Here is a 25,879-nt window from a genome sequence, read left to right as displayed (position 1 = left end):
TAAATGAAAAGAAAAAAGAAAAAACGACTAAAGTTGTTCGCAACAGTACTTATATGTATAGAGAGTTAGCCAATCTTTGTGAGAAAAGAAAAAAATATAGTCGGAATATGCCTTAATTTCTTTATCTTTGCTCCATCTTTGTAATTAGTATTATATAGGAGAGTGTAATGAGAGTGATTGTAAATCCCAAGTACGCGCATCTGCAGAAGGAGATAGAAGAAATTCCAAGGTCCTTCCAGGAAAAAGGAGATGTGGTGTACGATGGGCGTAATGTTTTAAAACGAATTGGCTTAGGCAGCATTGATGTTGTGGTGAAGAGCTTTAAGAAGCCTCACATCATCAATCGTGTTGTATATTCGTTTTTCCGGCAATCAAAAGCAGAGCGTTCCTATATTTACTCTATGGAAATTCAACAACATGGCTTTGACACTCCGGAGCCAGTTGCTATGATCGAACAATTCCAGAGTGGCCTTCTTTCACATAGCTATTACATTTGTTGTTATGATGGTGGCGAAACAGTCCGTTCCCTGATGGATGGGAAAGTGGAAGGAAATGAAGATAAACTTTCTGCTTTTGCGCGCTACACGGCTGCTTTGCATCAGGCAGGTATCCTGCATTTGGACTATTCGCCCGGCAATATATTGATCCATCAGAATGATGCGAATGAATATAGTTTTTCCCTGGTCGACGTGAATCGCATGCAGTTACTATCGGATATTGATTGTGATACTGTGTGCCGTAATATGTGTCGTTTATGCATCTCTCGTGAAGTGCTGACTTATATAATGACAGAATACGCTTCTTTGAGGGGATGGGATGTAGAATCTACTGTCAGTCTGGCTCTTCGTTATAGCGATCAGTTCTTTACTCATTATATTTATCGTCGTGCGGCGCGAAAAGAACAAGAAAGGCATATCGTATCCCTGATTTTATTCTTCCGTTTGTACCGTTCCGTACGTAAGTTCTTTTCCTGGGAACCGCATATCTCACGTTTCTTATTGAAAAAAGAAAAGCGCATTTATGATACATACTTGTGTAAGTATGACTATTGCGAATTGCTTTCTGCTGATTATCAATGATTAACTCTTACTTCCGCGCATGACTACACTGCGGATTTTATGCCTGAAAAAACCTTTCTGATTGGTATATGTGCAGTTATGCTTATCCAAAAATGCAGAAATGACTGCTTCGTCATCATGTAGATGGTATGTGCAAATTGCAAAATCCAACTTCTGGCAATTCTGAAATAAGTTCTTGCATCCGGCCAATGCATGCCGTTCAGCTCCTTCGATATCCATTTTTAGAAATAGATGCTCATCCGTTTGATTGTTGAAGAAGTCATCCAGGGTTTGTTCTCTTGAAGAGTTATGGTCGCTTACATACTTTTGGACAATCGTAACTTTATCTTGCCATGGCTCAAAGGTCGCTCTGATGGCCTCCAACCATTGTTCGTCCTGTTCAAACAGGTAAACATGTTTAGCTTCTTCGATGATTTCCAATGAAGAATATCCTTCGGCGCAACCAACATCCACAAATACCTTTCCTGTCACTTCTTTAACGCTGTTGAAGTAATGGTGCGGTGAACGCCTGTCTTGTTCCATGCTCAAAGCCCTGTAATATTTTTGAATTTTCCTGGCCGGAGTGCTCTTTCTGAAATAGAGCCGTTTCTCTTCTTTTTGAACATAGTATAAACCTTTCTCCTCGTCTTTCTGTACGTCAACGGGCATATTTGCATATTCATCTTTGAATTCATACAGGTGTCTTGAATATCCATGTTCTTTAATATATTCATAGTATTTCAGATAAGGAGAGCCGGGCTTATATCCTTTCATGAAATAATATGGGAGAGTGCCATATATAAATTTCTTTATTGTGTGTTTAAGTATGTTCATCTCATTAATTTCTTGTAGATGTTTAAGATCTCTTCCGCTTGCTTTTCTTCAGAGAATCTTTTGGCAAATATTTGCCCTTTTTCAATCATTACTTTCTTTCTTTCAGGGTCAGAGTATATCTGTTTGAAAGCATTGGCCATTCCTTTGATATCGTCGGGATGTATATAGATTGAGTCGGGACCTCCGGCTTCTTCCAGGCAAGAACCTGTTGCGGCTACTACCGGAATTCCGGAGTATAAAGCTTCTATAATGGGGATGCCAAAGCCTTCAAAGCGTGAAGGATATACAAAAATTTCAGCTAGCTGATAAAAAGTCGGCAGATCATCAAAAGGAACATTGCTGATGATGTGCACTCTTTCTTCCAGCTTATTCTCCTTAATAAAACGTTCAATCTTATCAGTGTATTCTGTATGGCGTCCTACAATGACAAGATGAATTTGTTCAGGAAGCATCGTCAGTGCTTGTACCGCCGAAAGGGCATTCTTTCGTTCTTCAATACTTCCTACGTTGAGGATATAGTGTTCCGGTAGCTGATATTTAGCTCGGACTTCTCTTTTTTTCTCTTCTGTTACAGGGTGCGTGAATGAAGTATCACATCCCTGATAAACAACTTCTATCTTATCGGCAGGAATCCCGAAATACTCAATAATATCACGTTTGGTACATTCGCTGATAGCAATGATTCTATCCGCATTTTCGCAGGCTTTGCGGAATTTGTATGTATATATATTCCTGTCGATCGAATGATAGTATTGTGGGTATCGCAGAAATATCAAATCGTGGATTGTTACGATACTTTTTACCTTACTTTTATGGATATTCAGGGGTAATTCATTGCTAAGTCCGTGAAAAATATCAATTCTTTCTTTTTCCAATTGGCGGGTGACTCCCAACACTCGCCATAACGAACTTAACTTTTTCCAGAAAGAAGTAGTGGGGTAAGAAAGCTGTAGTTGCCGATATTGCTTCGTTAATTTGTTCAGCCTTTTATTTTCCCGTTTCTTAGGGGCATACAATACATATTCATTCTCCGGATAGAATTGGCATAGAATATCCACTATATAGCGGCTATAATTACCCAAACCGGTGAAATTCTGTACTGCACGTTTTCCGTCAAAACCTATTCTCATTTCTACTTCTTACCTTTATGTGATTATAGTTAGACTTCAAACTCCCGATAAGGTTTATTCAGGTCTAAATAATGGAAATTGTGTTGTCTTTGCCCACTTTGTTTAGGTATGGTCATGTAATCTCCGTATTTCTGTGACAGATAGACATCGTATTTCTGTACTCCCCATACTTCTTCATTTTCAAATAAGATTGGAGTAGGGGTACCCAGAATATCTTTAGACATGATTCCTTTCATTCCGTCATCATAATCACAGACCAATGTGGATTGGTCGAAATCATACTTTTTCATTACTTTCCTGATACTTTCCTGTGCTCCGGTAAGGGTAAAAAGCTTTCTGCATAATAGCGGTATCCATGAACTGGGGCCTTTTCCATGCTTGTATGGATCGCGATGAATCAGATAAAGTACACGTTTGTAGAATTCGTACTTTGCAAAATGCATTCTTTGCGCCATGCGGCTCTCCGGAACTCCGTCCAGTGGGAATATATCAATATATACGCCTCCCAAATATTTGAGATGCATACGTTCAATTAGAGTGGTATCGGCATCCTGTACTTTTGCGAATGGAAGAGGATATTCCTTGTCGTTTTCAGCACATACAGCTTCGTATGGTTTCGGTAACCATTCTTTGGCATTAGCCATTAATAAATCATAATCGGCTCTTGGCATGCCGATATCCAGATCATCATCCCAAGGGATAAATCCTTTGTGGCGGACGGCTCCCAGCATGGTGCCTGCCATGATGTAATATCGCAGATTATGTTCTTTGCAAACTTTGTCAACAGCTAATAAATTCTTTAATATGCGAAGCTGTAGAGGGCGGATATCGTAATTTGCCATTTCTATATGAATTTGATTAATAAAGACTGGCTGGAATCAGCTTCTGTGCCTGTTGAAAGTCCTCTACGGTGTCCAGTTCGGCCGAGAAGAACTCGGTGGTATCCATGACGTAAAAGCTATATCCTTGCGGAATCAGTCGCTCAAAAGCCCGTTCGTAGAATATATTGTCCAGTCCTTCAGTGGTAATCATAATGTCCAGTTCCCGGAATAGAGCTTTGGTGTATTCAGCTGACATCTTTTCGATACCGATAGACTCTCCGATAGCATCGGATATAGAACAGACTTTGCTGATTTCAACAACCTTTTGTGCATCGTCTACGATAACTTTTATTTCTTCCGCTCCAAGCTCATGGCGATTCAGTGCCAATATGTCGTCCTTATCCGAGTGAAGCAGTTTTTCTACAATTTGAGGATCAAAAACAATGTCGCTGTCTAATAACAATATTTCTTCCCCGTCTGTATACGGTCGGGTAAGCCATAATGAATAGATATTGTTGGTTGATTCATATCTGTCATTATAGATGAAAGTAATATTTTGGACTGGATAACGTGCCTGCAGAAAATCAACGATTTGTTGCTGGCGATACCCCGTGACGATAATGAATTCGTTGAATCCATTTTGTATCAGAGCATCAAAAGCCCTTTCCAGTAGGCATCGTTCTCCTATCTTGAGGAGGCATTTGGGCGTTGTATCGGTCAGCGGGCGTAAGCGTGACGCTATTCCTGCGGCTAATATTACTGCTTTCATTTGGAGGCGATTTCTTTAATTGTATCTATAACGATCCGGTTTTGCTCTGGACGTCCCAATGTGATACGCAAATGAGTGTTGATATCCGGTTCATTCATAAACTTCACTTTATAACTCTGTTCGGCAAAAGCCTTTTGTAAAGCCTCTTTTAGCTCTATCGGGTATTTGATTAAAATGAAATTGGCAACCGATTCATATACTTTGAATCCGGGTAACACGCCGATTTCCTTTTCGTAGCGCTCACGGTCTTCGTTCATCAGTTTGGCGATATTGCGGTAGTGTGCGTCCGATTTAAGAGCTGCAATGGCGATATCTTCGGATATTCGGTTGTATCCCAGATATTTATTGCTATATCTGCTGAATTTTTCCAGTTCCTTACTCATAAATCCGAATCCCATACGTAAACCGGGCAATCCATAAAATTTAGATAAGGTACGGGAAATAATCAAATTCGGATATTTATTAACCAGTTTTTTGATATAACTGGTATCAGTTGAAACAAAAGAAGCGTATGCCTCGTCTATCAGTACCACTGTTTGGCTGGGTACTTCTGCAAGCAGTTCATCCAGTTCTTTCGGAGTTAAACCGTTGCCGGTAGGGTTATTGGGAGAAGCCAGTAAAAGAATCTTCGGATTCTCTTTCTGAATCATATCTTTCAGCGTCTCAAAGTCATATTTAAAAGTGTTTCCGTCTTCGTAAAGAGGATATTGCAAAGTATGGCCATTCACCTCATCTGCAATTGATTTATAATACCACCATGAGAACTTGGGAATCAACATCGTTTTGTTTCCATCTTCTTGAGTCAGGAAGTAATGAACGGCTTGCTTCAGGATATCTTCTCCGCCGTAGCCTAGCAGGACTTGTGTTTCATCTATATCATATAATTCGGATAAGAAAACAGATAATATACTTTTCTTTCCTTCATCATAAATGCGGGTATAAAAACAAAGTTTATTTATATCGAAGTTTTTTAAAGCTTCTACTACTTCTTTTGATGGACTGTAGTTAAATTCGTTTCGATCTAAAAAGTTCAAATTCTTTTCCATATTAGTTTTGTATGATTCCTTTATCGCACCAGGTTAGTTTCCTGACTTTTGTTTCGTTCAAAATACTGCGGTTGTTGTTTAGATTATCTGTTCCGTGTAGTTCATGATGAAGATGGAACACGATTCCCGCAAATTTGATGGTACGCTTGCGTACACCGCTGTTGATAAGACGGCATACTAATTCATGATCTTCACTTCCCCATCCGGTTATAGCTTCATTGTACCCATTGACTTTTAACAAATCCTCTTTCCAAAAAGCCATATTGCATCCTCTCGAGTAAGAAACATCCCATTGACGATAATGTTGAAGTAGTGGACTCAACCAAGGTAAATGTACTCCGTTGATTGTATTTTTAGTACCTTTGTCGTGAATGGAAATGATGCAGTTTTTTTCTGCTAACATTTTTCTCGTTAAGCCTTCCCGGATTAATACACGGCTACCAGTTACGAAACTACCTCTTTTGGCAAAACGTACATGATCTTTGACGAAATCTTTGTGTAAGACGATATCTCCGTCAATTTGTATAATATATTCTTTAGATGCTTTCGCAATAGCTTTGTTGCGGATGGAGGCTAGTCTGAAGCCTAGATCCTCATGCCAGACATGAATAATGGGAACTTCGGAGGAAGCAGCCAATTGATGAATTAGCTCTCTTGTGTCTTCTTTAGAACCATCATCAGCAATGATAATTTCATCAGGAAGGAGAGATTGACGTAGCACGCTTTTAACGCATAATTCTAATGCGTCGCTTCTATTATAGGTGGATATAATTAGCGATGTACTTATGTTGCTCGCCATTGGTTTATTCATATAATTATTACTAAGTTAGTTAAATAGTTAAGGGGGCTTGTACTAAAATTCTACAAATGTATACATTTTATTTGGTTGTGACAAGCGTTAAAGGCTTTTTTGCTAAACATTAGAGGGTTAGCGTCTTTTTTAAGAATAATATCTGTATCTTTGCTATCAGTTTGTTATAATAACTAAGATAAATAGTGTATTTGTAATGGAAAATCATCCGGTGGAAGTTAGCGTAATCATCCCTAATTATAACTATGCTCGTTTTTTACAACAACGTATTGAGTCGGTATTGGCACAAACATATACGGATTATGAGATTATATTATTGGATGATGCTTCAACCGATGATAGTGTGTCTATTTTAAATCATTATAAAACAAATTCTCGTGTTGCTCATTTGGAGATTAATTCAGTCAATACAGGGAGTCCTTTTGCTCAATGGCAAAAAGGAATAAGTTTGTCTCGTGGAAAATATATATGGATTGCCGAGAGTGATGATGCAGCTGATGCTTCTTTTTTGGAGAAAGCTGTTTCTGTTTTGAATCAATATCCTCATGCTTCTTTCTGTTTTTTAGGTTCATACTGTATAGACGAGAACGGGAATAAACTATCTACAGATTTTGACCGTTGGACTTCAAAACAATTGCGTCGCCCTTGCAATATGGGTGTCTTTAATGGTGAAGATTATATAAAACATAATCTTTATTGGCGCAATTATATTTACAATGCTAGTGGCGTTGTTTTTCGTAAACAATGTTTTGAGCAAATAAAAGACTTGTCTTGCTTTTCAATGCGATATAGTGGTGATTGGCTTTTTTGGATAGAGATGGCGAGACAAGGGAGTGTTGTTGAGTTGTATGAAAAGCTAAACCTGTTTCGATTGCATTCAACAAGTACAACTGTTGAGGGTAACGCTTCAGGTAATGCGATTCTTGAAGATATTCAAGTAGTACATTATGTTGAATCATTTTCTTATCCAATAGAGTGTTATAAGCGTTTGATGCGGCATGGAATGCTTTATAAAAATGTAAAGCGTGCAAAAGTTGAACCGAAAATGAGATTGTTGTTGTTTGAAAAGCTGAAAGGATGTTTTGGAACAAGTGTGTGGACATATAGATGGGAACGGTTTAATAAATACATGAGTTTTTTGAATCCATGGCAACCAACAAGAGATAGAGAGAGGTTGTAATTAATTGTAACGTGTAAAGAAAGATATGGTTGACAAAAGAATTATAGCATTTTATTTGCCGCAATATCATCCATTTTCAGAAAATGACGAATGGTGGGGCAAAGGATTTACTGAGTGGAGAAATGTAGTTAAGGCTAAACCTCTTTATCGTGGTCATTATCAACCGCATTTACCCGCAGATTTAGGTTTCTATGATTTGCGTATTCCAGAAGTTCGTGAGCAGCAAGCTGATATGGCTAGAACATACGGAGTTAATGGTTTTTGTTATTATCATTATTGGTTTAATGGTCGTCAATTAATGGAAAGGCCATTAAAAGAAATACTATCTTCTGGTAAACCTGATTTCCCATTTATGCTTTGTTGGGCTAATGAGAACTGGACTAGGGCATGGGATGGTGGAAGTCGGCATGTTTTGATTGCCCAGAATTACTCAGAAGAGGATGATCGTGCACATATTCGTTATCTGTTAGAGAATGTTTTTAGTGATTCTCGGTATATAAGAGTGGATGGTAAGCCTGTGTTTTTGATTTATCGTTCCATGCTTTTCCCAAATATGAAAGAGACCATTCGGGTATGGCGGGAAGAAGCTGCTAATAAAGGAGTTGAATTATATTTATGTCGTGTTGAAACTATGGATTGTTATGGTGAGGAATATCTTCAAGATGGTTTTGATGCTGCTGTAGAGTTTCAACCTTTCACTCATCAAATGAATGATTTTCAAAGGAAGAGGAACCCATTGAGGAAGTTTGCTTATAATATAAATCGTCATCTTTTTAATACATGTAAGAAGAAAAAAATTGATTATTCTGAATATGTAGATTATGCATGCAAAACTCCATTCTCTAATTATAAGATGTATCCAGGGGTTACTCCGATGTGGGATAATACTTCCCGAAGAAAGCAGAAAATGTTTATTTTAGATAAGAGTACTCCAGAGAAATACGGTGAGTGGCTATATTCGGTTATGAATAAATTTGTGCCTTATAGTAAAGACGAAAATTTTGTTTTTGTTAATGCTTGGAATGAATGGGCAGAAGGTAATCACTTGGAACCCGACTTAAAATGGGGACTTCGTTATCTGGAAGAAACTAAAAAAGTAGTCCAAACCATTGCAAATGAATGATATTGTATCATATATTTGTAATCATATTTATTAGTAATTCAAAGTCCGATTGTTGTTTTTGAGTGATAGCTTGATATCTAATAATTGCTAGTTCTTTGTAGTCTTGGTAATTGTCTTTGAGGCTTTTCAGTTTCATAAAAAGATCATTTTTATAAAAAGGAGAAAACATTAATGCGCTATTGGATAAAATCGATGGCATTGAGCATACATTAGATGAAAGAACTGGGACCTGATACCCCATAGCTTCTAAAGGCGGATAACCAAATCCTTCTTGGAGTGATGGAAATATTAAGGCATACGCATGTTTATAGGTGTTCCCTAAGTCTGATGAGGATAATAGTGGAAGATTGATGTGCTGTGGAAAAAGTTTTTCTCCCCCCCCTGTGGTTACAAGGTGGAAGTCCTCATCTATAAGGAAACGTTGGAATACGTCTAATACGAATTTGGCATTTTTATCTTTACGATGGATATTTAGTAATAGGAAATAAGGCTTATGAGTGAGTAGAAATTTTTTTAAGTCTTCATTTTCTATATTATTTTTGATAGGAATATTTCTCATCGGAGGATATAGGACAGCTATATTCTTAGATGATAATTGAGGAAAATAATATAAAATACTGTTCTTGGAGTAATCGGAAACTGTGATGATATTAACATTGCTTTGTTCGCAGAAGTGAATTAAAGTATGATAATTATCAAATGGTGATTTTTTGTCTTTCTTTGGAAATAGTTTTAAATAAAAGCGTTTTTCCTTTTTCCATATAAATGATATTTTATTGTCGTAACTTTCAATATCGCCGATGTCATGAATGGTAATTGTTGTTTTGCATTTAATATTTTCGAGTGAGTAGTTGGAATAACGCTGTGCTATACCGATGAAAAATGAGTCTATATGTTCTTGCTCTATAATGCTATTTATATCTTTGAAATCTCTGATGTTTATAACTTTATGTAGGTTTTTCTGATAGTAAATGAATTCTCTTTCAATAAAAGAGAGGTTTGAATCATATAAACCTATAACTTGGATGTTTTTTAGTTTAATGAGCTCCTCAAGTACTCTAAAGGTAAATTCGGCACCTCCATTTATGCAACCTTGGATTGAAATGATATCAAATAGAATTTTTGTCATTGTGGGTATGCTTTTTATGAAGTGAAATATTTCTAATAAGTTTTTCGTTTCTAGAACAAAGATAATCATAAAAAATAGGAGACGATGCGTTTTTATAAAAATTAGTAAAAAAGTACATTGAGACTGATTTTATATCTATCTTTGTTGTATTCATTAATAGATAATTTTTGCATGGAGAATAATTATTTGATAAGTGTTATTATTCCTGTACATAATACTGCAGGCTATTTGCGTAAATGTGTAGAGTCTGTTCGCAATCAATCTTTAAAATCAATTGAAATCATATTAGTGGAGAATTTGTCATCAGATAACTCCGCTGAAATCTGTGATGAATATGTAAGACTAGATAAACGGATTAGAGTATTGCATCTTCAAGAAGCAGGATTGTCAATAGCTCGCAATGCAGGTCTTAAAATAGCTTCTGCCCCTTATGTCGGTTTCATTGATAGTGATGATTTTGTAGAGCCGACTATGTTCCAGGAGATGCTGGATGCTCTTGTAAATTATGAAGCCGATTTTGTATATTGTAATTATGTGTTTGATTATGAAGGAAAAGAAAGCATTTATCCTTTTAGGGATTCAGGCTTAGTAGAAATATACCCTCTGAGGGATTTTCTTAGAGATATGATGTGGGAGAAAATAAGTTGTTCTTTCTGTACAAAACTATTTAGAAAGGATTTTTTTGATACTCACGAGTTTCCTGTTGGTAGATTGTATGAAGATCGTCTTGTTATGCATGAGTGGGTGTTGGCTTGTAATAGGATTGTGTGGCTGGATAAATCATTTTACCACTATGTAGAGCGCTTCGATAGTATCTGCCATACCATTGTTCCAATTAATCGTTATCATTTTTTCTTATCTCAGTATGAAAGGTTGGAATTTATAAATCAGCATTCTTTATTTGAAGGAAAAGAACTTTATGATGTGCGAACTATGATTATCAGAATTTGCTTGTCTATATTTAAGGAAATCATGTTGCGAGTAAAGCCATCTGACTTCCGTGAACCATTCGAAGATATGCGGCAGAAATTTAAAAAAATACTTTCATTGAAAGAAGGAGAAATAGATGTCCGTTGTCGTAAAAGAATGAAAGGAATTGTCTATAATTGGCCTATTTACAATTTGATACATTTTGCTTTTAAAAGAAAGAAATACTCGTTAATTATCTTATAGTATGTGAAGTAAATTCTATTTTTAATCATCATAGGTACAAAATGTATTTAATGATATTATATTTGCAAACATTGTAGAATTATACTTTAGGAACTGAATGTATTCAGTATGACTAGGATGTGTCTATATAACTAATATGAATAAATTGAAATAAATGAAGAATATAATTTGTGGTATTGATGATAAGTATTACCAGCATTGTGGTGCTATGTTGGTTTCTTTATTTAAGCATAATGACGATACTTTTCATGTCTATATATTGTCTTTAGAGCTCACGGGCGAACATAAGAAGTTGTTGAAGGAACTTGTGGAGTCATATCAGAACCATGTATATATCATTGATATAGATAGGAAGCTGATAGAGAATTTCCCCATGAAAGACACTGATTATCCTTCTTTGGCAACCTATTTACGCTTATTTATTCCTCAATTATTGCCTTTGAATGTTGAAAAGGCTTTATATATTGACTCGGATATTATATTTAATGGGGATATTTCTGATTTATATAATTGTGATATAGCTAATTATGCCTTAGCTGGTATGGAAGATGCTCCTCATCGACAACCTGAAAGATTAGGATATCCCATTGAAGATTTGTATTTCAATGCTGGTTTTCTATTATTAAATATTAAATATCTGCGAGATATAAACTTTGTAGATATGGCATTGTCATATATTCGTGATTGTCATCACAAGATTGTTTTGCATGATCAGGATGTGCTTAATGCACTTCTGCATGGGCGTGTTCGTTTTGTTCCTATAAAATGGAATATGTTGGATTGTTTTTACAAAAATCCTCCCTTTATCTCAGAAAAACATAAATCAGAATTGGGTACAAGTCGTAAGTCTCCGGTCACTATTCATTTTTCAGGACCGTTGAAACCATGGCATCATGGTTGTTTGCATCCATTAAGAGAGGAATATTTTAAATATTCCAAACTGATACCATGGGGGTGTATAAAGAAACAATATGGCTATGTTTTTACAGTATATAGATTTCCTGTAAGTTTATTTGTTTGGTTAGGTGCTACACCTGAAAGAGCTATTAAAATAAGTCGCAAACTTGGTTTTAAAATGAGAGAAAAATGATACCTAAAGTAATTCATTATTGTTGGTTGAGTAATGATCCTTATCCTGAAGGAATTCAAGCCTGTATTTATAGTTGGAAGAAGTATTTGCCTGATTATGAATTTAAATTGTGGAATTTCTCGTGTTTTGATATTGAATCTTCTTTATGGGTAAAAACGGCTTTTTATGCTGGTAAGTATGCCTTTGCGGCTGATTATATTCGTGCATATGCATTGTATAATTATGGAGGTATTTATTTAGATTGTGATGTTGAAGTGTTGAAATCTTTTAACGATTTATTACATCTTCCTTATTTTATAGGAGAAGAAAGGAGTGATGATTTTGCTATTGAGGCAGCGGTTGTTGGATTTGAAAAAGGACACCTGCTATTTAAAAATATGCTAGACTATTATCAAGATAGACCATTTTATATTAAAGGTCAACCGGGAGCCATTAATAATTGGGATTTTGATATTTTAACCATGCCTATTATTGTTCTGGATCAAATAAACAAACATTTCCAGCTAAAAAGAATCCAGACAAAAGAAGAGTTTGATTTTAATCCGAATGTATTTTGTGTCTTTCCGGCGGATTACTTCAGCCCGAAATCATGGAAGACTAAAGACCTTCGCTTGACATCACGTTCTTATTCTATTCATCATTTCACGGGCTCATGGATAAAGGACTCAAAAGCTAAATTGAGACGCTTTCGATGGCTTCGCTTTTTAGGCTTATTTTGTAAAAAGTATCGTATGAGGTGATACTCTTAGATTTTATTCAATTCACCGTTTTGGGGGCTTTTGTTATTAGAGTATCGTCTGTTATTTTTAATATGAGTTAGTTGATACTATAAAGTCAACTAACTCTTTTGTTTTTTTTGTAAGCTATAATTGATGGATGAAAATAAATTCTGTAACCAAAGTTTTACGTGCTTTCGATAAAATCTTCGTTTTTCTCGCCGTATTCTGGAAGTTGTATATTTATTGTTTATGAGTTTAGCATAATGCATTGCTTTTATGTAATTTCCTGAATTTTTATAGTCGCTATATAATGCATAGTAATATTCATTTAAAGCATGATAATATAGATTAGTAGGTGATAGGTTGAATTTTTGGATAAAAAAAGAGGTGATATCAATAGTTGATAGAATAAACTTTTCATTCTTTTCTATATCTTTAGAATGACTGGCTGATTCTTCAAGTACTCGATATACGCTTGTAATATCTGGGAAGAATTTTATTTTATAATGATATCCTATCCATAACCACATGGGATAGTCTCCCATAAGCCATTTTCTTTTTTGTGGCTCTATGTCATCAATATATTCCATCATGGCTTTTGTTCTTATACAAGTCGTTAAAGTAGATATTCGGTTATATGCCAGTAGATCATCATATCCTCTATACTCTGATCCAAACAAATTCTCTTCTATTTTATTTTTGTCTTGGTTGTATATTTTGCTGAGTGTATAAACCATTCCATATTCAGGATTTTTTTCTAAAAAATCCACTTGCTTTTGAAGTTTGAGTGGATCTGTCCAATAATCGTCTCCTTCACATAGTGCAACATATTTTCCTTGAATCGCTTGGTTTACAATTCGTGCTAATGAGCCATCGTGCTTCGAATACTGATTTTCTGTTTCTAGAATAGCATGAATGTTAGGATACTTTTCGGCATATTCACGAATTATATTCGCAGTTTTATCAGTAGAAGCATCATCATGCACTATTATTTCGAATGGAAAATTAGTTTGTTGCATAACAAATCCATCTAAACACTGGCGAATATATTGTTCCTGGTTATAAGCTAAGCATCTGATACTGGCAAGTGGAAGTACGTTTGTCATTTTCTTTGTGAATAATTATTTAGTGTAGTCTTTGCTTTCGCCCCACAACTTTTTGAATGGCTGAACCTCCATATCTTTTTTGAAATCGAGTAAATACTCTTTCCAGTTATATTGAGGGGTGTATTTTAATTGTTCCATTGTTTTGCGGATATCCAGAACGAATTGTTGTGAACTTTTCTTCTCGGGACAATATATGATAGGAGATGGGTGTTCTTTTGGAGAGAATACTTCTACTATTCCCTGAATTCGTTCTTTCAAGGTTGATCCACCGCTTCCTGCATTGTAAATGCCGCCATCAAGAGGCGATTCTACGCACTTTTCTATTATTTGTAAGAAGTCCTTGACGTAGATGGTCTCTAGTAGACGTTCGGGATCTCCCCATATCTCGATCGTTTCCCCTTTTATTGCTTGTTCTATCAGGTAACGGTCCGAAATAAGGCACTTTATCCCATCTGTGTAAGTATATGGATTGGGATGAAACATGTATATACGAGGAAGCCGCAAAATAAAGCGTTTAATTCCATATGTTTGGTAATAATGCTCAATTAAATCTACTGCTGCCATTTTAGCTATAACATATATAGCATGATCTCCTGTCATTGGTGCTTTGCGAATAGCATCAGGGGATATAGGGGCTTTACTGCCAAATAAATAACTTATATCAAATAAAGATTGAGGAAATATAATTTTGGTAGCACCACATTTGCGAGTGTATTCTAAAACATTAAGAGTTCCTTTGACAATAGAGTCTATGTACTTATGTGGGGCATATCCCTTCATGGTAGCAGGAAGTGCACCTGCAAAGTGTAATACAGTGCTGATGTCTGATTGAGGAAGTTGGTCAAATTGTTCTATATCTTCTATATTTAACGAATAATATGGAATGTTATAGTCACCGAAAAAGCCATTGTCCGATTTACGGTGTCCAACTGCATATACTTGATAACCTTTTTGTTGCAAATAGATGGCTATGTGGGTGCCAAGTGTTCCTGTTGCCCCAAATACAATTATTTTTCTGCTCATATATATTTATTTTTTTATTTTTCAGATATACTGATTCGGTGATCTGTCTGATAGATGATATAGCCAGAACGATCTTGCGACTTCTTTAGTTCATGTAAAGGCCCTTCGTCGATATGATATCTAACAGTCCATTCTGCATTCTTATTGTTTTCAATAAATGTACGTATGTAAGATACTTCTTTACTTAGGAAATAAACTCCAGAATATTTCTGAAAGGCATGTTTTGGTATAGTAAATTCGTTGAGTGCGACTTCTATCATACCTCTCACATAATCATATCCTGTACTTAATTTGACTAAATCATAGGAGATGAAATCTCCACCACCGCGAGCACCAACTTCAATAAAGAAGATATTTCCATTTTGATCTATTTTAAATTCTGCATGTGAAGCACCATTGTTAATACCAATTGCATCTAGCATACTTTTTACTGCACATTTGAGCTTTTCTTGAATATCAAAAGGGAGATTTGAGGGCTGGTGATGGGCTGTCTCGACAAAATATGGAGCACCAGTAGTCTCTTTGTCTGTAATAGTTATGACATAGTGCTTGCCATGGAATGAAATGGATTCAACGGATACTTCTCTACCTTCTATATATTCTTCAATCAGTATACAATTATTGCAAGAGGCCTGTAAAGCTCTGTCTAGCGCTTGTGCAAAATCTTCTTTTCTGCTAACCTTAGTGACTCCGTTGCTACATGAGCCATCTACTGGTTTGACTATAACAGGATAAGATGAAGGCATATTTCCAGATTGGTAAAGTGTGTAATTAGGTTGTTGGCATGCTTGTTGATGGGCTACTTTCTCACGCATTTGGAATTTGTTGCGGGCATCCAAAGCAACATTATAAGGAATGCCGTTCAAACCGAGAAGATTTGATACATATGCTACAGTTGGAACAGCGATTTCTAATGCATTTGAAATGATTCCATTTATTTGTTCTTTTTGACACACTTGTGCAATCTGTTCCTTGTCTGTTATGGATATATCATAATAATGATCTGCATAGTCTTTGCAATAGGCTCCTTGATTCCATGCAAAACAATACGTCTCAAGCCCCATTTCTTTTGCTTTTAGAAATAATGGAAGATGCGGTTCGCTAGCTCCAAGTATAGCAATTTTCTTCATTTTATTCAGTGATGATTTTTACCCATGAATTGATACATGACATCATGTCATATTGTTGTTGTTCATTGTTGAATTTTACCACTAATGTCCCAATGGCATCATTGGCTCCATTGAATGAGTGAATAAGATCTCCAGGTTGTACCCATAAATCTATTTCGATAATATGATTTTCTTTTATATTTTGTTTTATTGAGATTTCCTTGAATATTCCTGTCTGATCCGCATGTAGAATGACTTCTGACCAGTAACCATTATAGATGCAAGGTTCAATTTTGGAAATAGTTTCCCCTACCGCAGCACGTACTGCATTTTTTATTAGGTCAGTATTTGTTGCATAACGCAACATTTCCGATAGACGATTACCACCTCCACGAGGAGAAACCTCCATGATATATGCTTTGTTGTCTGTCCCTATTCGCGTTTCTATGTTATATATTGAGGTATTCATATGTAACAATTGTAATAGACGTTGTATTTCAGATGCTAATTCTTCCTGTTTGTTGCAAGGCATCGAGGAAGGCCAGCTATAAGCGGAGGGGGTATAGGGATTGGCGGCTTTATTATCAAAATGTTGATCAGAAAAAGAGATGAATTTTAACTCCCCATTTATCGAAAAAGCATCTGAATCAGAAGAACATCCCTGTTGCTCAATAAATTCTTCAATAATGAAGCGGTGGGAAAGTGAATTTTTCAGAGCGCACGTTATGGCTTCTTCTAAATTAATGATTTTGTCAACCCGGGTAACTCCTTTGCTGCCGGCTGAATCTACAGGCTTTACAATAACGGGCCATTGGAATGATTTAATATCAGATAGTGCTTCATTTAGACAGTGATAACCATGAGACTTTGGGGTATTGAATCCATTTTTCTCAAGAAATGAACGAAAGAGGTCCTTGTTTTGTAGGATTTGGATAGAAGCATGTGGACTTCCCGGTAGGCCTAATTCCTCACAAACATAGGCAGCTGTTAAAACGCCGGGATCTACAGCAAAAGACATTACGCCATCTACTTTTAATTCTCTGGCTAGTTTTAACACGGCATTTTTATCTGTAATGCTTATGTTGTGGTATTCATCAGCATATTTGTGGGCGATATTATGGGGTAGATAGTCACATGTAATTACATAATATCCTAACTCGTGAGCAGCCTGAATAACGGGAATTAAATATCTTAATCCACCTAGCATGAGAACTTTTTTTTGTTTGTTAGCCATTGTCTGTAATTAATTTTAATATACGTTCAATATCGTTTTCAGTTAGCGCATGATGTATTGGTAGGCAAATAACTTTGTTGGCCATTTGGGTAGCAATAGGTAAGTTTTCCGGTTTTGCAGATTCTAGCCCCCGATAAGTTGAGAATGTGCTAATGAGAGGATAAAAGTAGCGTCTCCCCCAAATGTTTTGTTCTTTCATCTTAAAGTACAGCTCGTCTCGTGTCATTCCATAAACCTCCTCATCAATAAAAATGGGAAAGTAAGAATAGTTGTGACGAACGTTTGGCATATCTTCAAAAAAACTTAAACCTGGCACTGCTCTCAACTTTTCACGATATTTTATAGCAATTTGCTGGCGTGCAGCAATGGCATTATCTACAATTTTAAGATTAAGTAATCCGAAAGCTGAGCGCACTTCGTCCATTTTGCTGTTGATACCAGGAGCTACTACTTCTGTTTCACTTGTAAAACCGAAATTTTTTAAATAATCGATTCTCTTTTTGGTTTGTTCATCGCGTACAATAAGAGCACCTCCTTCTAAAGTGTTAAAAACTTTGGTGGCATGAAAACTTAGTGTTGACATATCACCTGCTTTCAAAATGCTTTCGCCATTAACCTCTACTCCAAAAGCATGTGCGGCATCATAAATGACCTTCAATCCATATTTATCTGCGATTGTTTGGATCCTTTTTGTATCACATGGCTTACCATATACATGTACAGGCATGATAGCAGTTGTTTTGGGAGTTATGGCTGCTTCTATTTTATTAGGATCCAAATTGCATGTTTCGGGGTCAATGTCGACAAAGACAGGTTTTATACCATTCCACCAAAGCGAGTGCGTTGTAGCGACAAAACTAAAAGGAGTTGTGATAACTTCACCCGTAATTCTCATTGCTTGTAGGGCTGTAATTAAAGGTAATGTACCATTGGTAAACAAAGATATGTAAGGAACCTTTAAATAAGCAGCTAGCTCTTTTTCTAGTTTTTTATGAAAGCAACCATTGTTTGTAAGAATTTTGCTATCCCAAATCTCTTTTAAGGATGACGTAAAATCATCTATAGATGGTAACAAGGGAGAGGTTACATATATGGGCTTATCTATCATTCTGTTACAGTATTTAATATTACATACTATGTATTTGGCAAAGATAGATAGATTCTGAGAGCTATCAAAATATATGTTTATGATTTATATCTTTGTTTTCTTTTTTTAGTTATATATTCATGTAGCTTTGTGCAAGATGGGCGACCTCTTGTCGCACGTTTTGGGAACAAAGGTAAGAAGCATTATGGAAAATTAATGGATGCAGTTAGCTGATAGCTTACGCTTGCAAATAATCGCTCCTATTTCTTTTTTGCATATACTATTCCAATTCTGATAAGGAATAGCTGCATCATATAAATATCCAAATCACTCATTTTCCTTCTATTGTCATTTCTGGAAGTGAAAGCGCACAAGAAAGCTTCCATATTCTTCAAATTGCCATTAAGTTTGATTGAAAAACAGCTTCTATTCATGTTCTTTGCGATCACTTTCATATACAAATCACGTGGTTGGGTCTTCTTGCTAATTTTAAAGTCAAAATCATAACTGTCGTGTTTTTCCAGTTCATCTTCCATGTCGATGACAGACCAGAAGTAGTCGTTGCCGGCATTAAACAAATCCAAAGGAAACCATCTTTTTTGAAAGTTCTCATCTAAGGAAGCGATTTGTACATTTTTTAGTAAATCTTTGTTCATTCTATAATATTTACTAAATGTATTAACCTGTTTTTCATCTAGTGTATTAGTAAAATCCAGTATAATATCGGAATGGATGGGTTTAGTAAAATTGTAGGAGACAATATGTCCTTTCTCTGTTTTAACAGTTAACAACAAAGATAGGTCGTCGCTGGATAGAGCATATGGTATCTTGATAAAAGACAGGCAGTTCCCGATATCTCCATTTTTTTCTGCGACATAGTAAAAGCTGATAGGATATTCTGTAAAATTAACGAATTCACGTCGGACGGTACAGAATGGGGGAGTAAGCAAATGAATGTCGGACAATTTCAGTTTTTGTCCGGAGGGACTGTTTAGCCCGAACATGATGCCATCAGCTATGGGATTTGTTTCCTTTCTTGATCCTTTGACGATTTGAGAGTGCATCGTTGACTGTAAAACTCTTACATCCCCATTCCATTGAGGAACGAAAGGTTTCAGGAATTCTCCGTAAGTAAGTTTGTGCACAGATTTATTGTTAAGTCGTTTCATTATAAAGAGTGCCAATCCTCCTAATATTAAAGAAATGATCGTACTCGTTAAATCAATCTGAGTATAATTTGTCAATAAGAAAAGCAAAGTCAGTATAATAGTAGAGTCCACTAACCATATTATGGGTATAGACGCTTCGGCGTTTCTTAAAATAGCTCGTTGATATAACAGTGTCGTAAAACTTTGCCACTGCATACAGAATTTTTCGTTGCCTGTCGTTTTATAAAAATAATCTTCATAAGCGGATGGAGACCATTTGAAAGGCAGATAAGGTACTATCAGGATATCAGCAAGTTCAAGATACTTGTCTTGTCCCGGATATAATCTCGCTTCTTCCAGCGGCATGACAAAAGAAAAGTCGACGTAACATCCTAAGCCAATCTCTCCTTCATCGGATACAATGGCAAAGTCATGGAACGATACAGATGTTTTTTTGCAGATTTCTTCCGGAATTCCTAACTCTTCCTTAATGCCGCGAAGTACGCAATGATAAGGACTATAATATTGGTCGTGTTCAACCAAATCTGTCCGGGAAAAGGATTCATTGACAGGGACGTGCAAAGTGGACCTGTTGTCGCTCTCTATATTTCCGCTTCTTGCTGCTACCAACATTTTTTTAGCTCCGCTGGCATCTCTGCCTCCGATAATTATATCAATCCCGAAAGAAGAAAACAAGAAGGCTAGCGATTCTACCAACAAAAGTTTTATGTTATCATTTGTTTTGTTGGTTCTGCATATAATTTCTTGAAAGATTCTCTTGAATCTGCGGTCCTTGAATATTTTTTTGAAAACTTTAAATGTAAAATGATCCGTTTCGTATATATCTAATAAAAGTTCGCCTTTTTCCAGTTTATAACCTCTAATTCCCACTTTATCACCAATAAAGCGGATGGAGCCATCTTTTGTGATATCTGACTGGACTTGTATAATGGCATTATAAACGTTTTCCAGAGAATATATATCCTTTAATATATCACATATAAATTCTTTGTGCCCATTTTCATTTTCTAGATAGAAAAATTGACTCCGGTCATATCCTTTTTCCCTGATTTTTTCTGTCAGACTATCATAATAGGCAACAATCTCGTTTTTTATGATTCTTTCAATGATAGATTTATCTGTTATCACCTGGCGGGTTTCGTATGATTCGTCAGTAGTGGCAAAATGAATCTTCATCATTCTGGGATTGGCAGGTATGTCTTTTACTTCCTTTAATGTGGTGGACAATATACCGACTAATCCTTTGGGGATAATTAGTGCAGCTTGTTCATATTTAAGATAGGGAAATTCTTTTATTCGTTTGAACGGTATCCGTTGTAGTATATGCTTGTAATTGGCGCAGCATTCGGTGATTACTATCCCTCCGACTGGTATCATTGCATACCACCTGTATTGGCCATCGGTTATAAAGAAAATAATTATTGTTATAACAAACAAGGTAATGTCAAATATGGCTCTTATCTTATATCGTGCCAGATCGACTTGTGACACTAACATCCAATTCAAAACTCTTAATATTACAATTTTTCTGATCCTTACAATTCTTTTGTAGATATTGAACAATGGAATGATTACTGGTATCGCGATAGATAAGAGAAAGAGAAGTTTGTTTGAAGTAATATTTGTGAAGATATCACTCCAGTCCAGATTATGAACATAGTCCACTGTCGCTTGAATTAGATTGTTTTCCATAATATTGATGTTTTGATAGGTGTTTGTTCAAAGATCAGAAATTTACAGGTCCTACAATTTTTGCAGGATTTCCAGCCACCAAGGTATATGCTGGGACGTCTTTGGTGACAACGGCACCAGCAGCAACCATGCACCATTCTCCTAAAGTTACCCCACACAAAATTGTAGCGTTGGCTCCGATAGAAGCGCCATATTTAACCACAGTCTCGCTGACGTCCCAATCTTCGGATGATTTTAATGTTCCGTCAGGATTTATGGAACGTGGATATTTGTCATTTGTGAAAGATACCGATGGCCCGACAAAGACTCCGTCTTCCAATGTCACGCCATGAGGAATCATAACATTATCTTGTATTTTGACTCTGTTTCCGATTATTACGTTTGAATCAATAAATATATTACGATGAATTTTGCATTCGTCTCCAATTTTAGCATTGGGAGCGATGACTGTAAATTCTTCAATAATAGTTCCTTTTCCTATTTGTGCGTTTGCAGCTATCTTAGCCGTTGTGTCAATCATGCTTTTCGTTTTTGTACTTCAGTCTACAAAAATAAGAATATAGAAGGACAAATGCAAGTTATTATTTAGCTCTTTGTTATTTCTTGATTATCAAGGTAAAACGTATGATCTGATTACAGATATGTCTGATCCTTATTATTTTAGCTGATGGAATAGAAACACCTTACAGGTGTAAATTGCCGATTTGGATTGTCGGCTTCCTGTATTAGCGAGGAACCTGTAGAAAATATTCATTTCTCATAATGTTTGTGGGACGTAAATAAGCGTGGATAAGCGGTTAATGGTAAGGCTTGAGTGAAATTGCCGAATGAAACCTGCAGTTTTTCTAGAAAATGCTAGTTCTATTCGGCAAATTACTCTATATTTGTCTGTATAACCCCAAAACAAGAAATGATGGATACACTTTATAGGTCATACCGGATGTTGCTTAGCAACATATCTACTGATTTTATCCGTTATCTCCATGATGAGATAGAGTGGAGTAGTAGGCTTATAGGAAAAGGGATATTTGCTTCGTTTACAAAGTATCATTAAGCAGACTTTGTAAAATGATATACCGACTTTTGCGAATATGAATATAGCAACAGCATTGAAATTGAAAAGACTGTTGTATATCATAGCGAAAAGTGTTCCGTTTAAACCTAATTTTACCAAGTTGGCGACTTTGCTTGATATGAATAGAAATACGGTTTCTGATTTGATGTGTTATCTGGAAAAGGCTGGAATAATTAATCAGCTTCGGGCAGAGACGGAAGGTGTCAGACTTTTAGGCAAAGTGGACAAGGTGTATCTGAATAATACGAATTTGGCTTATGCGCTTTCTGACAATACACCGGATATTGGTAACGTGCGTGAAACATTTTTCTTTTCTACTTTGCGAGTTGTTTGTCCGGTAACCACATCAGAAGTTGCTGATTTTACGGTGGGTGGTTATACCTTTGAAGTAGGTGGAAAGAATAAGTCGCAGAAGCAGGTGCATGATGTGGAGAATGCGTATGTTGTGAAAGATGATATTGAGTACGGAATGCGTAATGTGGTTCCTCTCTGGGCATTTGGTTTTTTATATTGAGATAATATGTATATTTGTACGATGTGAACTTAAACAGATTGAAATATGAGTGGCAAGATTTACCCTATCGGTATACAGAATTTTGAAAAAATTCGTAAAGGTGGCTATTTTTATATAGATAAAACAGCATTGGTTTATCAACTGGTGAAAACCGGAAGCTACTATTTTTTGAGTCGGCCGCGCCGTTTTGGCAAAAGTCTGCTTATTTCTACGCTTGAAGCCTACTTTCAAGGAAAGCGGGAACTCTTTGAAGGACTGGCTATGGAGAAGCTGGAAAAAGATTGGGTAAAATATCCTGTATTACATCTTGATCTTAATACGGAAAAATACGATACTCCGGAAAGTTTGGAGAATAAACTGAATGGGGCGTTGGTGGAATGGGAGAAGATATATGGCGAAGAGCCCTCGGAGAAATCTTTAGCGATGCGTTTTGAGGGGATTATTAAGCGTGCCTGTCAGCAAGAGGGGCAAAGTGTGGTGATCCTGGTGGATGAGTATGATAAGCCAATGCTGCAGGCTATTGGTGATGATGTTTTGCAAAAGAGTTTCCGCAATACATTGAAAGCCTTCTACGGCGCATTGAAAAGTCAGGACGGCTGTATCAAATTTGCTTTGTTGACGGGAGTTACCAAGTTCGGTAAAGTCAGTGTATTCAGTGATTTGAATAACCTGAATGACATTTCAATGTGGAATAAGTATATAGACATTTGTGGTGTGAGCGAACAGGAACTATACGATAATCTGGATGCCGAGCTTCATGAGTTTGCCAATGTGCAGGGAGTGACGTATGAAGAGATATGTGTCCGGTTGAAAGAAATGTATGATGGTTATCATTTCACGCACAATTCCAAAGGAATGTACAATCCCTTCAGTCTGCTTTTGGCTTTTGATAGGAATGAGTTTAAAAGCTACTGGTTTGAAACAGGTACTCCCACTTATTTGGTGGAATTGCTGAAGAAACACCATTACGACCTTCATCGGATGGCTCATGAAGAAACCGATGAACAGGTACTGAACAGTATAGATTCTGAATCTACCAATCCTATTCCGGTAATCTATCAGAGCGGGTACCTTACCATTAAAGGGTATGATGAAGAATTTGGTATTTACCGTTTAGGTTTTCCTAATCGTGAAGTGGAGGAAGGATTTATCCGTTTTCTGCTTCCTTATTATGCGAACGTCAATAAAGTGGAATCTCCCTTTGAAATTCAGAAATTCGTTCGTGAGGTACGTGCTGGTGATTACGAATCTTTTTTCCGTCGTCTGCAAAGTTTCTTTTCTGATATTCCATACGAGCTTGCCCGCGAATTGGAGTTACATTATCAGAATGTACTTTATATTGTATGTAAACTGGTCGGTTTTTATGTAAAAGCGGAATATCATACGAGTGAAGGCCGTGTGGATATGGTATTGCAGACTGACAAGTTCATTTACATTATGGAATTTAAACTGAATGGTACAGCGGAAGAAGCTCTGCAACAGATAAATGACAAGCATTATTCCCGACCATTTGAAACGGATTCACGAAAACTTTTTAAGATTGGTGTGAATTTCAGTGCTCAAACAAGAAATATAGAGAAGTGGTTGGTCGAAAATTGAACTGCCTGCGCCGGAAATAAGATATCCATTTCTCATATTCTCATAGATTTGATTTAAATGGCAGATAATTAATAAAGTAAGCTATGAGAAATACTTTTAAAATTGGTATTTCTCATAGTTTTATTCGCAAATAGACCTTGATTTGGCTTATTTCTCATACCTGTTGAACTCATTTCTCATAATGGCCCGGTGTTGGTATATAAATAGGCTGTGTGGGCTTACCTATATTCTGTAAGTTGCCTTTTGCCTTTAGGCGACGGATTTGCCTACTGGCCATACTTTGAGTGAAACAGCAGAGCGACTGCATATTACTACGGGTTAATACAGGATGAGTTGCAAAATAGGCAGTAAGTTTCTTGTCGATCTCTTCTTCAGAAAGAGAAGCGGAATGTGGCTTGTATTTTGAACGTCGTAGATGAGTGCTCATGCACAAACCTTTTAAATCTCTATCAGCTTGGAAGTTAATGGACTTAAGTTTCACTCTGTCAGCACGAGTGGTAAGCGAGTGCACGGGCTCGGTAGCTTGCAATGTAATCTGGAAATAGCCGATTCCATCCAGATGTACTCGTTCTCCCTCGCACAGATGGTTGCCCATGCATCTGCTCAATTCCATTAACATGGCTTCTACTTCTGCTTTCCCGAAAGTAGTTGCCATGTGGATTTCTCTTGCCAGCTTTTGAGTGGTCACATGTTGAAAATTAACCACCCGTGGGTGGTAACTAGGTTCTTCTCCTTCTTTTTCCGGTTGGGGATTCTTATAAAACTCGAATTGTATTGCCATCTTTGTTTTAATTTAATGGTTGTTTATATGTTATGTATTGATACTCTTAGTGTATCTCGCTTTTATTCTTTTATTATTTAACCGCCATCCTGATTGTTCCACTAGAGTGAACGGTTCTTTTCACTCTAGTAGACAGAACTTTTTACTGTAGTGAACAGGCCTGTGCACTGTAGTGGAACGATTGGGATGCTCTTTCAAAGATACGACATTATTAGGTGAAAAACAAGTAATTAACTAGTTGTTTTCATGAAAGAAATAGCTAGCTGTTTTCTAAGATAAGCTTGGCGGATAAACAGGAGAATAGTTGTGTCTGACTATGAGAAATACCCTGATAGAGTATGAGAAATAGCGGCTTTTTGAAGAAAATCGATGAGGATAGTATGAGAAATACCTATTTCAAAAACGTTTCTCATAATGTACTTCTTTGATTATATGTGCTTTATCTGAAATCTATGAGAATATGAGAAATAAAATTGAAAAATCTGGTTCTTCGTCAAATTTGGTGGTAATCTCTTTTTTATTTCAACTGTCTTCTTCTTTCTTAATCCTATTAAAAGTTGTAGATATGTTTGCTTTTTAGTAACTTTAAAGACACCACATCATTAAG

The 25,879-nt window shown here is 36.4% G+C and carries 23 protein-coding genes; 8 read left to right on the top strand and 15 right to left on the bottom strand.

Annotated elements, in window-relative coordinates:
* Nucleotides 1–167: 167 nt before the first annotated feature.
* Nucleotides 168–1,079 (top strand): lipopolysaccharide kinase InaA family protein, encoded by a 912-nt coding sequence (locus tag KTR06_RS11740; RefSeq protein ID WP_009039121.1) that lies wholly within the window; start codon nt 168–170, stop codon nt 1,077–1,079.
* Here the strand turns inward: KTR06_RS11740 and KTR06_RS11735 are convergent, their stop codons facing one another.
* Genes KTR06_RS11735 through KTR06_RS11710 form a run of 6 tightly spaced genes read right to left on the bottom strand, consistent with a single transcriptional unit; the run spans nt 1,080 to nt 6,469 of the window.
* Nucleotides 1,080–1,892 (bottom strand): FkbM family methyltransferase, encoded by an 813-nt coding sequence (locus tag KTR06_RS11735; protein ID WP_009039122.1) that lies wholly within the window; start codon nt 1,890–1,892, stop codon nt 1,080–1,082.
* Nucleotides 1,889–3,022, bottom strand: a complete 1,134-nt coding sequence (locus tag KTR06_RS11730) for a glycosyltransferase family 1 protein (protein WP_008641786.1) — start codon at nt 3,020–3,022, stop codon at nt 1,889–1,891. The genes KTR06_RS11735 and KTR06_RS11730 overlap by 4 nt, the downstream gene beginning before the upstream one ends.
* A 29-nt stretch (nt 3,023–3,051) precedes the next feature.
* The gene (locus tag KTR06_RS11725; protein ID WP_009039123.1) at nt 3,052–3,864 is read right to left on the bottom strand and encodes a phosphorylcholine transferase LicD; all 813 of its coding nucleotides are present in this window, start codon (nt 3,862–3,864) and stop codon (nt 3,052–3,054) included.
* A gap of 16 nt (nt 3,865–3,880) precedes the next feature.
* The gene (locus KTR06_RS11720) at nt 3,881–4,612 is read right to left on the bottom strand and encodes an NTP transferase domain-containing protein (protein WP_009039124.1); all 732 of its coding nucleotides are present in this window, start codon (nt 4,610–4,612) and stop codon (nt 3,881–3,883) included.
* Complete coding sequence (locus tag KTR06_RS11715; protein WP_004298294.1) at nt 4,609–5,658, bottom strand: histidinol-phosphate transaminase; 1,050 nt, start codon at nt 5,656–5,658, stop codon at nt 4,609–4,611. The genes KTR06_RS11720 and KTR06_RS11715 overlap by 4 nt, the downstream gene beginning before the upstream one ends.
* A 1-nt stretch (nt 5,659) precedes the next feature.
* The gene (locus KTR06_RS11710) at nt 5,660–6,469 is read right to left on the bottom strand and encodes a glycosyltransferase family 2 protein (RefSeq protein WP_009039125.1); all 810 of its coding nucleotides are present in this window, start codon (nt 6,467–6,469) and stop codon (nt 5,660–5,662) included.
* A gap of 196 nt (nt 6,470–6,665) precedes the next feature.
* On the opposite strand from KTR06_RS11710, the gene KTR06_RS11705 reads away from it, so the two are divergent.
* The gene (locus tag KTR06_RS11705; protein WP_009039126.1) at nt 6,666–7,649 is read left to right on the top strand and encodes a glycosyltransferase; all 984 of its coding nucleotides are present in this window, start codon (nt 6,666–6,668) and stop codon (nt 7,647–7,649) included.
* 25 nt (nt 7,650–7,674) lie between these two features.
* The gene (locus tag KTR06_RS11700; RefSeq protein ID WP_009039127.1) at nt 7,675–8,772 is read left to right on the top strand and encodes a glycoside hydrolase family 99-like domain-containing protein; all 1,098 of its coding nucleotides are present in this window, start codon (nt 7,675–7,677) and stop codon (nt 8,770–8,772) included.
* A 7-nt stretch (nt 8,773–8,779) separates the two neighbouring features.
* Here KTR06_RS11700 and KTR06_RS11695 read toward each other — a convergent pair whose 3' ends face one another.
* Nucleotides 8,780–9,901, bottom strand: a complete 1,122-nt coding sequence (locus tag KTR06_RS11695; protein WP_032851059.1) for a glycosyltransferase — start codon at nt 9,899–9,901, stop codon at nt 8,780–8,782.
* 171 nt (nt 9,902–10,072) lie between these two features.
* Here KTR06_RS11695 and KTR06_RS11690 point away from each other — a divergent pair, with 171 nt between their 5' ends.
* From KTR06_RS11690 to KTR06_RS11680, 3 genes are all read left to right on the top strand, one after another.
* On the top strand, nt 10,073–11,074 hold the full coding sequence (locus KTR06_RS11690) for a glycosyltransferase family 2 protein (protein ID WP_009039129.1): 1,002 nt from the start codon (nt 10,073–10,075) through the stop codon (nt 11,072–11,074).
* Nucleotides 11,075–11,228: 154 nt separating this feature from the next.
* Nucleotides 11,229–12,164 (top strand): glycosyltransferase family 8 protein, encoded by a 936-nt coding sequence (locus KTR06_RS11685; protein WP_009039130.1) that lies wholly within the window; start codon nt 11,229–11,231, stop codon nt 12,162–12,164.
* Complete coding sequence (locus KTR06_RS11680) at nt 12,161–12,904, top strand: glycosyltransferase family 32 protein (RefSeq protein ID WP_009039131.1); 744 nt, start codon at nt 12,161–12,163, stop codon at nt 12,902–12,904. The genes KTR06_RS11685 and KTR06_RS11680 overlap by 4 nt, the downstream gene beginning before the upstream one ends.
* A gap of 98 nt (nt 12,905–13,002) precedes the next feature.
* Here KTR06_RS11680 and KTR06_RS11675 read toward each other — a convergent pair whose 3' ends face one another.
* The 7 genes from KTR06_RS11675 to KTR06_RS11645 form a co-directional block, all read right to left on the bottom strand.
* A complete protein-coding gene (locus tag KTR06_RS11675; RefSeq protein WP_009039132.1) occupies nt 13,003–13,989 on the bottom strand; it encodes a glycosyltransferase in 987 nt (328 codons plus the stop codon).
* Nucleotides 13,990–14,004: 15 nt separating this feature from the next.
* Complete coding sequence (locus KTR06_RS11670; RefSeq protein WP_009039133.1) at nt 14,005–15,012, bottom strand: NAD(P)-dependent oxidoreductase; 1,008 nt, start codon at nt 15,010–15,012, stop codon at nt 14,005–14,007.
* Nucleotides 15,013–15,026: 14 nt separating this feature from the next.
* A complete protein-coding gene (locus KTR06_RS11665; RefSeq protein WP_009039134.1) occupies nt 15,027–16,142 on the bottom strand; it encodes an acetyl-CoA carboxylase biotin carboxylase subunit family protein in 1,116 nt (371 codons plus the stop codon).
* A 1-nt stretch (nt 16,143) separates the two neighbouring features.
* Nucleotides 16,144–17,355: an acetyl-CoA carboxylase biotin carboxylase subunit family protein gene (locus KTR06_RS11660; RefSeq protein WP_009039135.1), complete on the bottom strand. Its 1,212-nt coding sequence runs from the start codon at nt 17,353–17,355 to the stop codon at nt 16,144–16,146.
* Nucleotides 17,348–18,463, bottom strand: a complete 1,116-nt coding sequence (locus KTR06_RS11655) for a DegT/DnrJ/EryC1/StrS aminotransferase family protein (protein ID WP_009039136.1) — start codon at nt 18,461–18,463, stop codon at nt 17,348–17,350. The genes KTR06_RS11660 and KTR06_RS11655 overlap by 8 nt, the downstream gene beginning before the upstream one ends.
* A gap of 239 nt (nt 18,464–18,702) precedes the next feature.
* Entirely contained in the window at nt 18,703–20,988 is a 2,286-nt protein-coding gene (locus tag KTR06_RS11650; RefSeq protein WP_254306421.1) for a hypothetical protein, read from the bottom strand.
* A gap of 349 nt (nt 20,989–21,337) precedes the next feature.
* The gene (locus KTR06_RS11645; protein WP_009039138.1) at nt 21,338–21,823 is read right to left on the bottom strand and encodes an acyltransferase; all 486 of its coding nucleotides are present in this window, start codon (nt 21,821–21,823) and stop codon (nt 21,338–21,340) included.
* A 571-nt stretch (nt 21,824–22,394) separates the two neighbouring features.
* Here KTR06_RS11645 and KTR06_RS11640 point away from each other — a divergent pair.
* Both KTR06_RS11640 and KTR06_RS11635 read left to right on the top strand, forming a co-directional pair.
* Nucleotides 22,395–22,892 carry a DUF4143 domain-containing protein gene (locus KTR06_RS11640; protein ID WP_230297202.1) on the top strand — a complete coding sequence of 166 codons (498 nt, stop codon included), beginning with the start codon at nt 22,395–22,397 and terminating at the stop codon, nt 22,890–22,892.
* Between the two features lie 45 nt (nt 22,893–22,937).
* Nucleotides 22,938–24,491, top strand: coding sequence for an ATP-binding protein (locus KTR06_RS11635; protein WP_055236638.1), 1,554 nt, complete (start codon nt 22,938–22,940; stop codon nt 24,489–24,491).
* Nucleotides 24,492–24,660: 169 nt separating this feature from the next.
* Here the strand turns inward: KTR06_RS11635 and KTR06_RS11630 are convergent, their stop codons facing one another.
* Nucleotides 24,661–25,272 carry an HU family DNA-binding protein gene (locus tag KTR06_RS11630; protein WP_217290369.1) on the bottom strand — a complete coding sequence of 204 codons (612 nt, stop codon included), beginning with the start codon at nt 25,270–25,272 and terminating at the stop codon, nt 24,661–24,663.
* Nucleotides 25,273–25,879: the final 607 nt, after the last annotated feature.

It is taken from the genome of Bacteroides sp. MSK.20.12, from assembly GCF_019052435.1.
In the GTDB taxonomy this organism is placed as follows: domain Bacteria; phylum Bacteroidota; class Bacteroidia; order Bacteroidales; family Bacteroidaceae; genus Bacteroides; species Bacteroides xylanisolvens.
The sequence above is the reverse complement of the archived record's forward strand: the minus strand, read 5'-3'. Positions and strand labels throughout refer to the sequence as shown.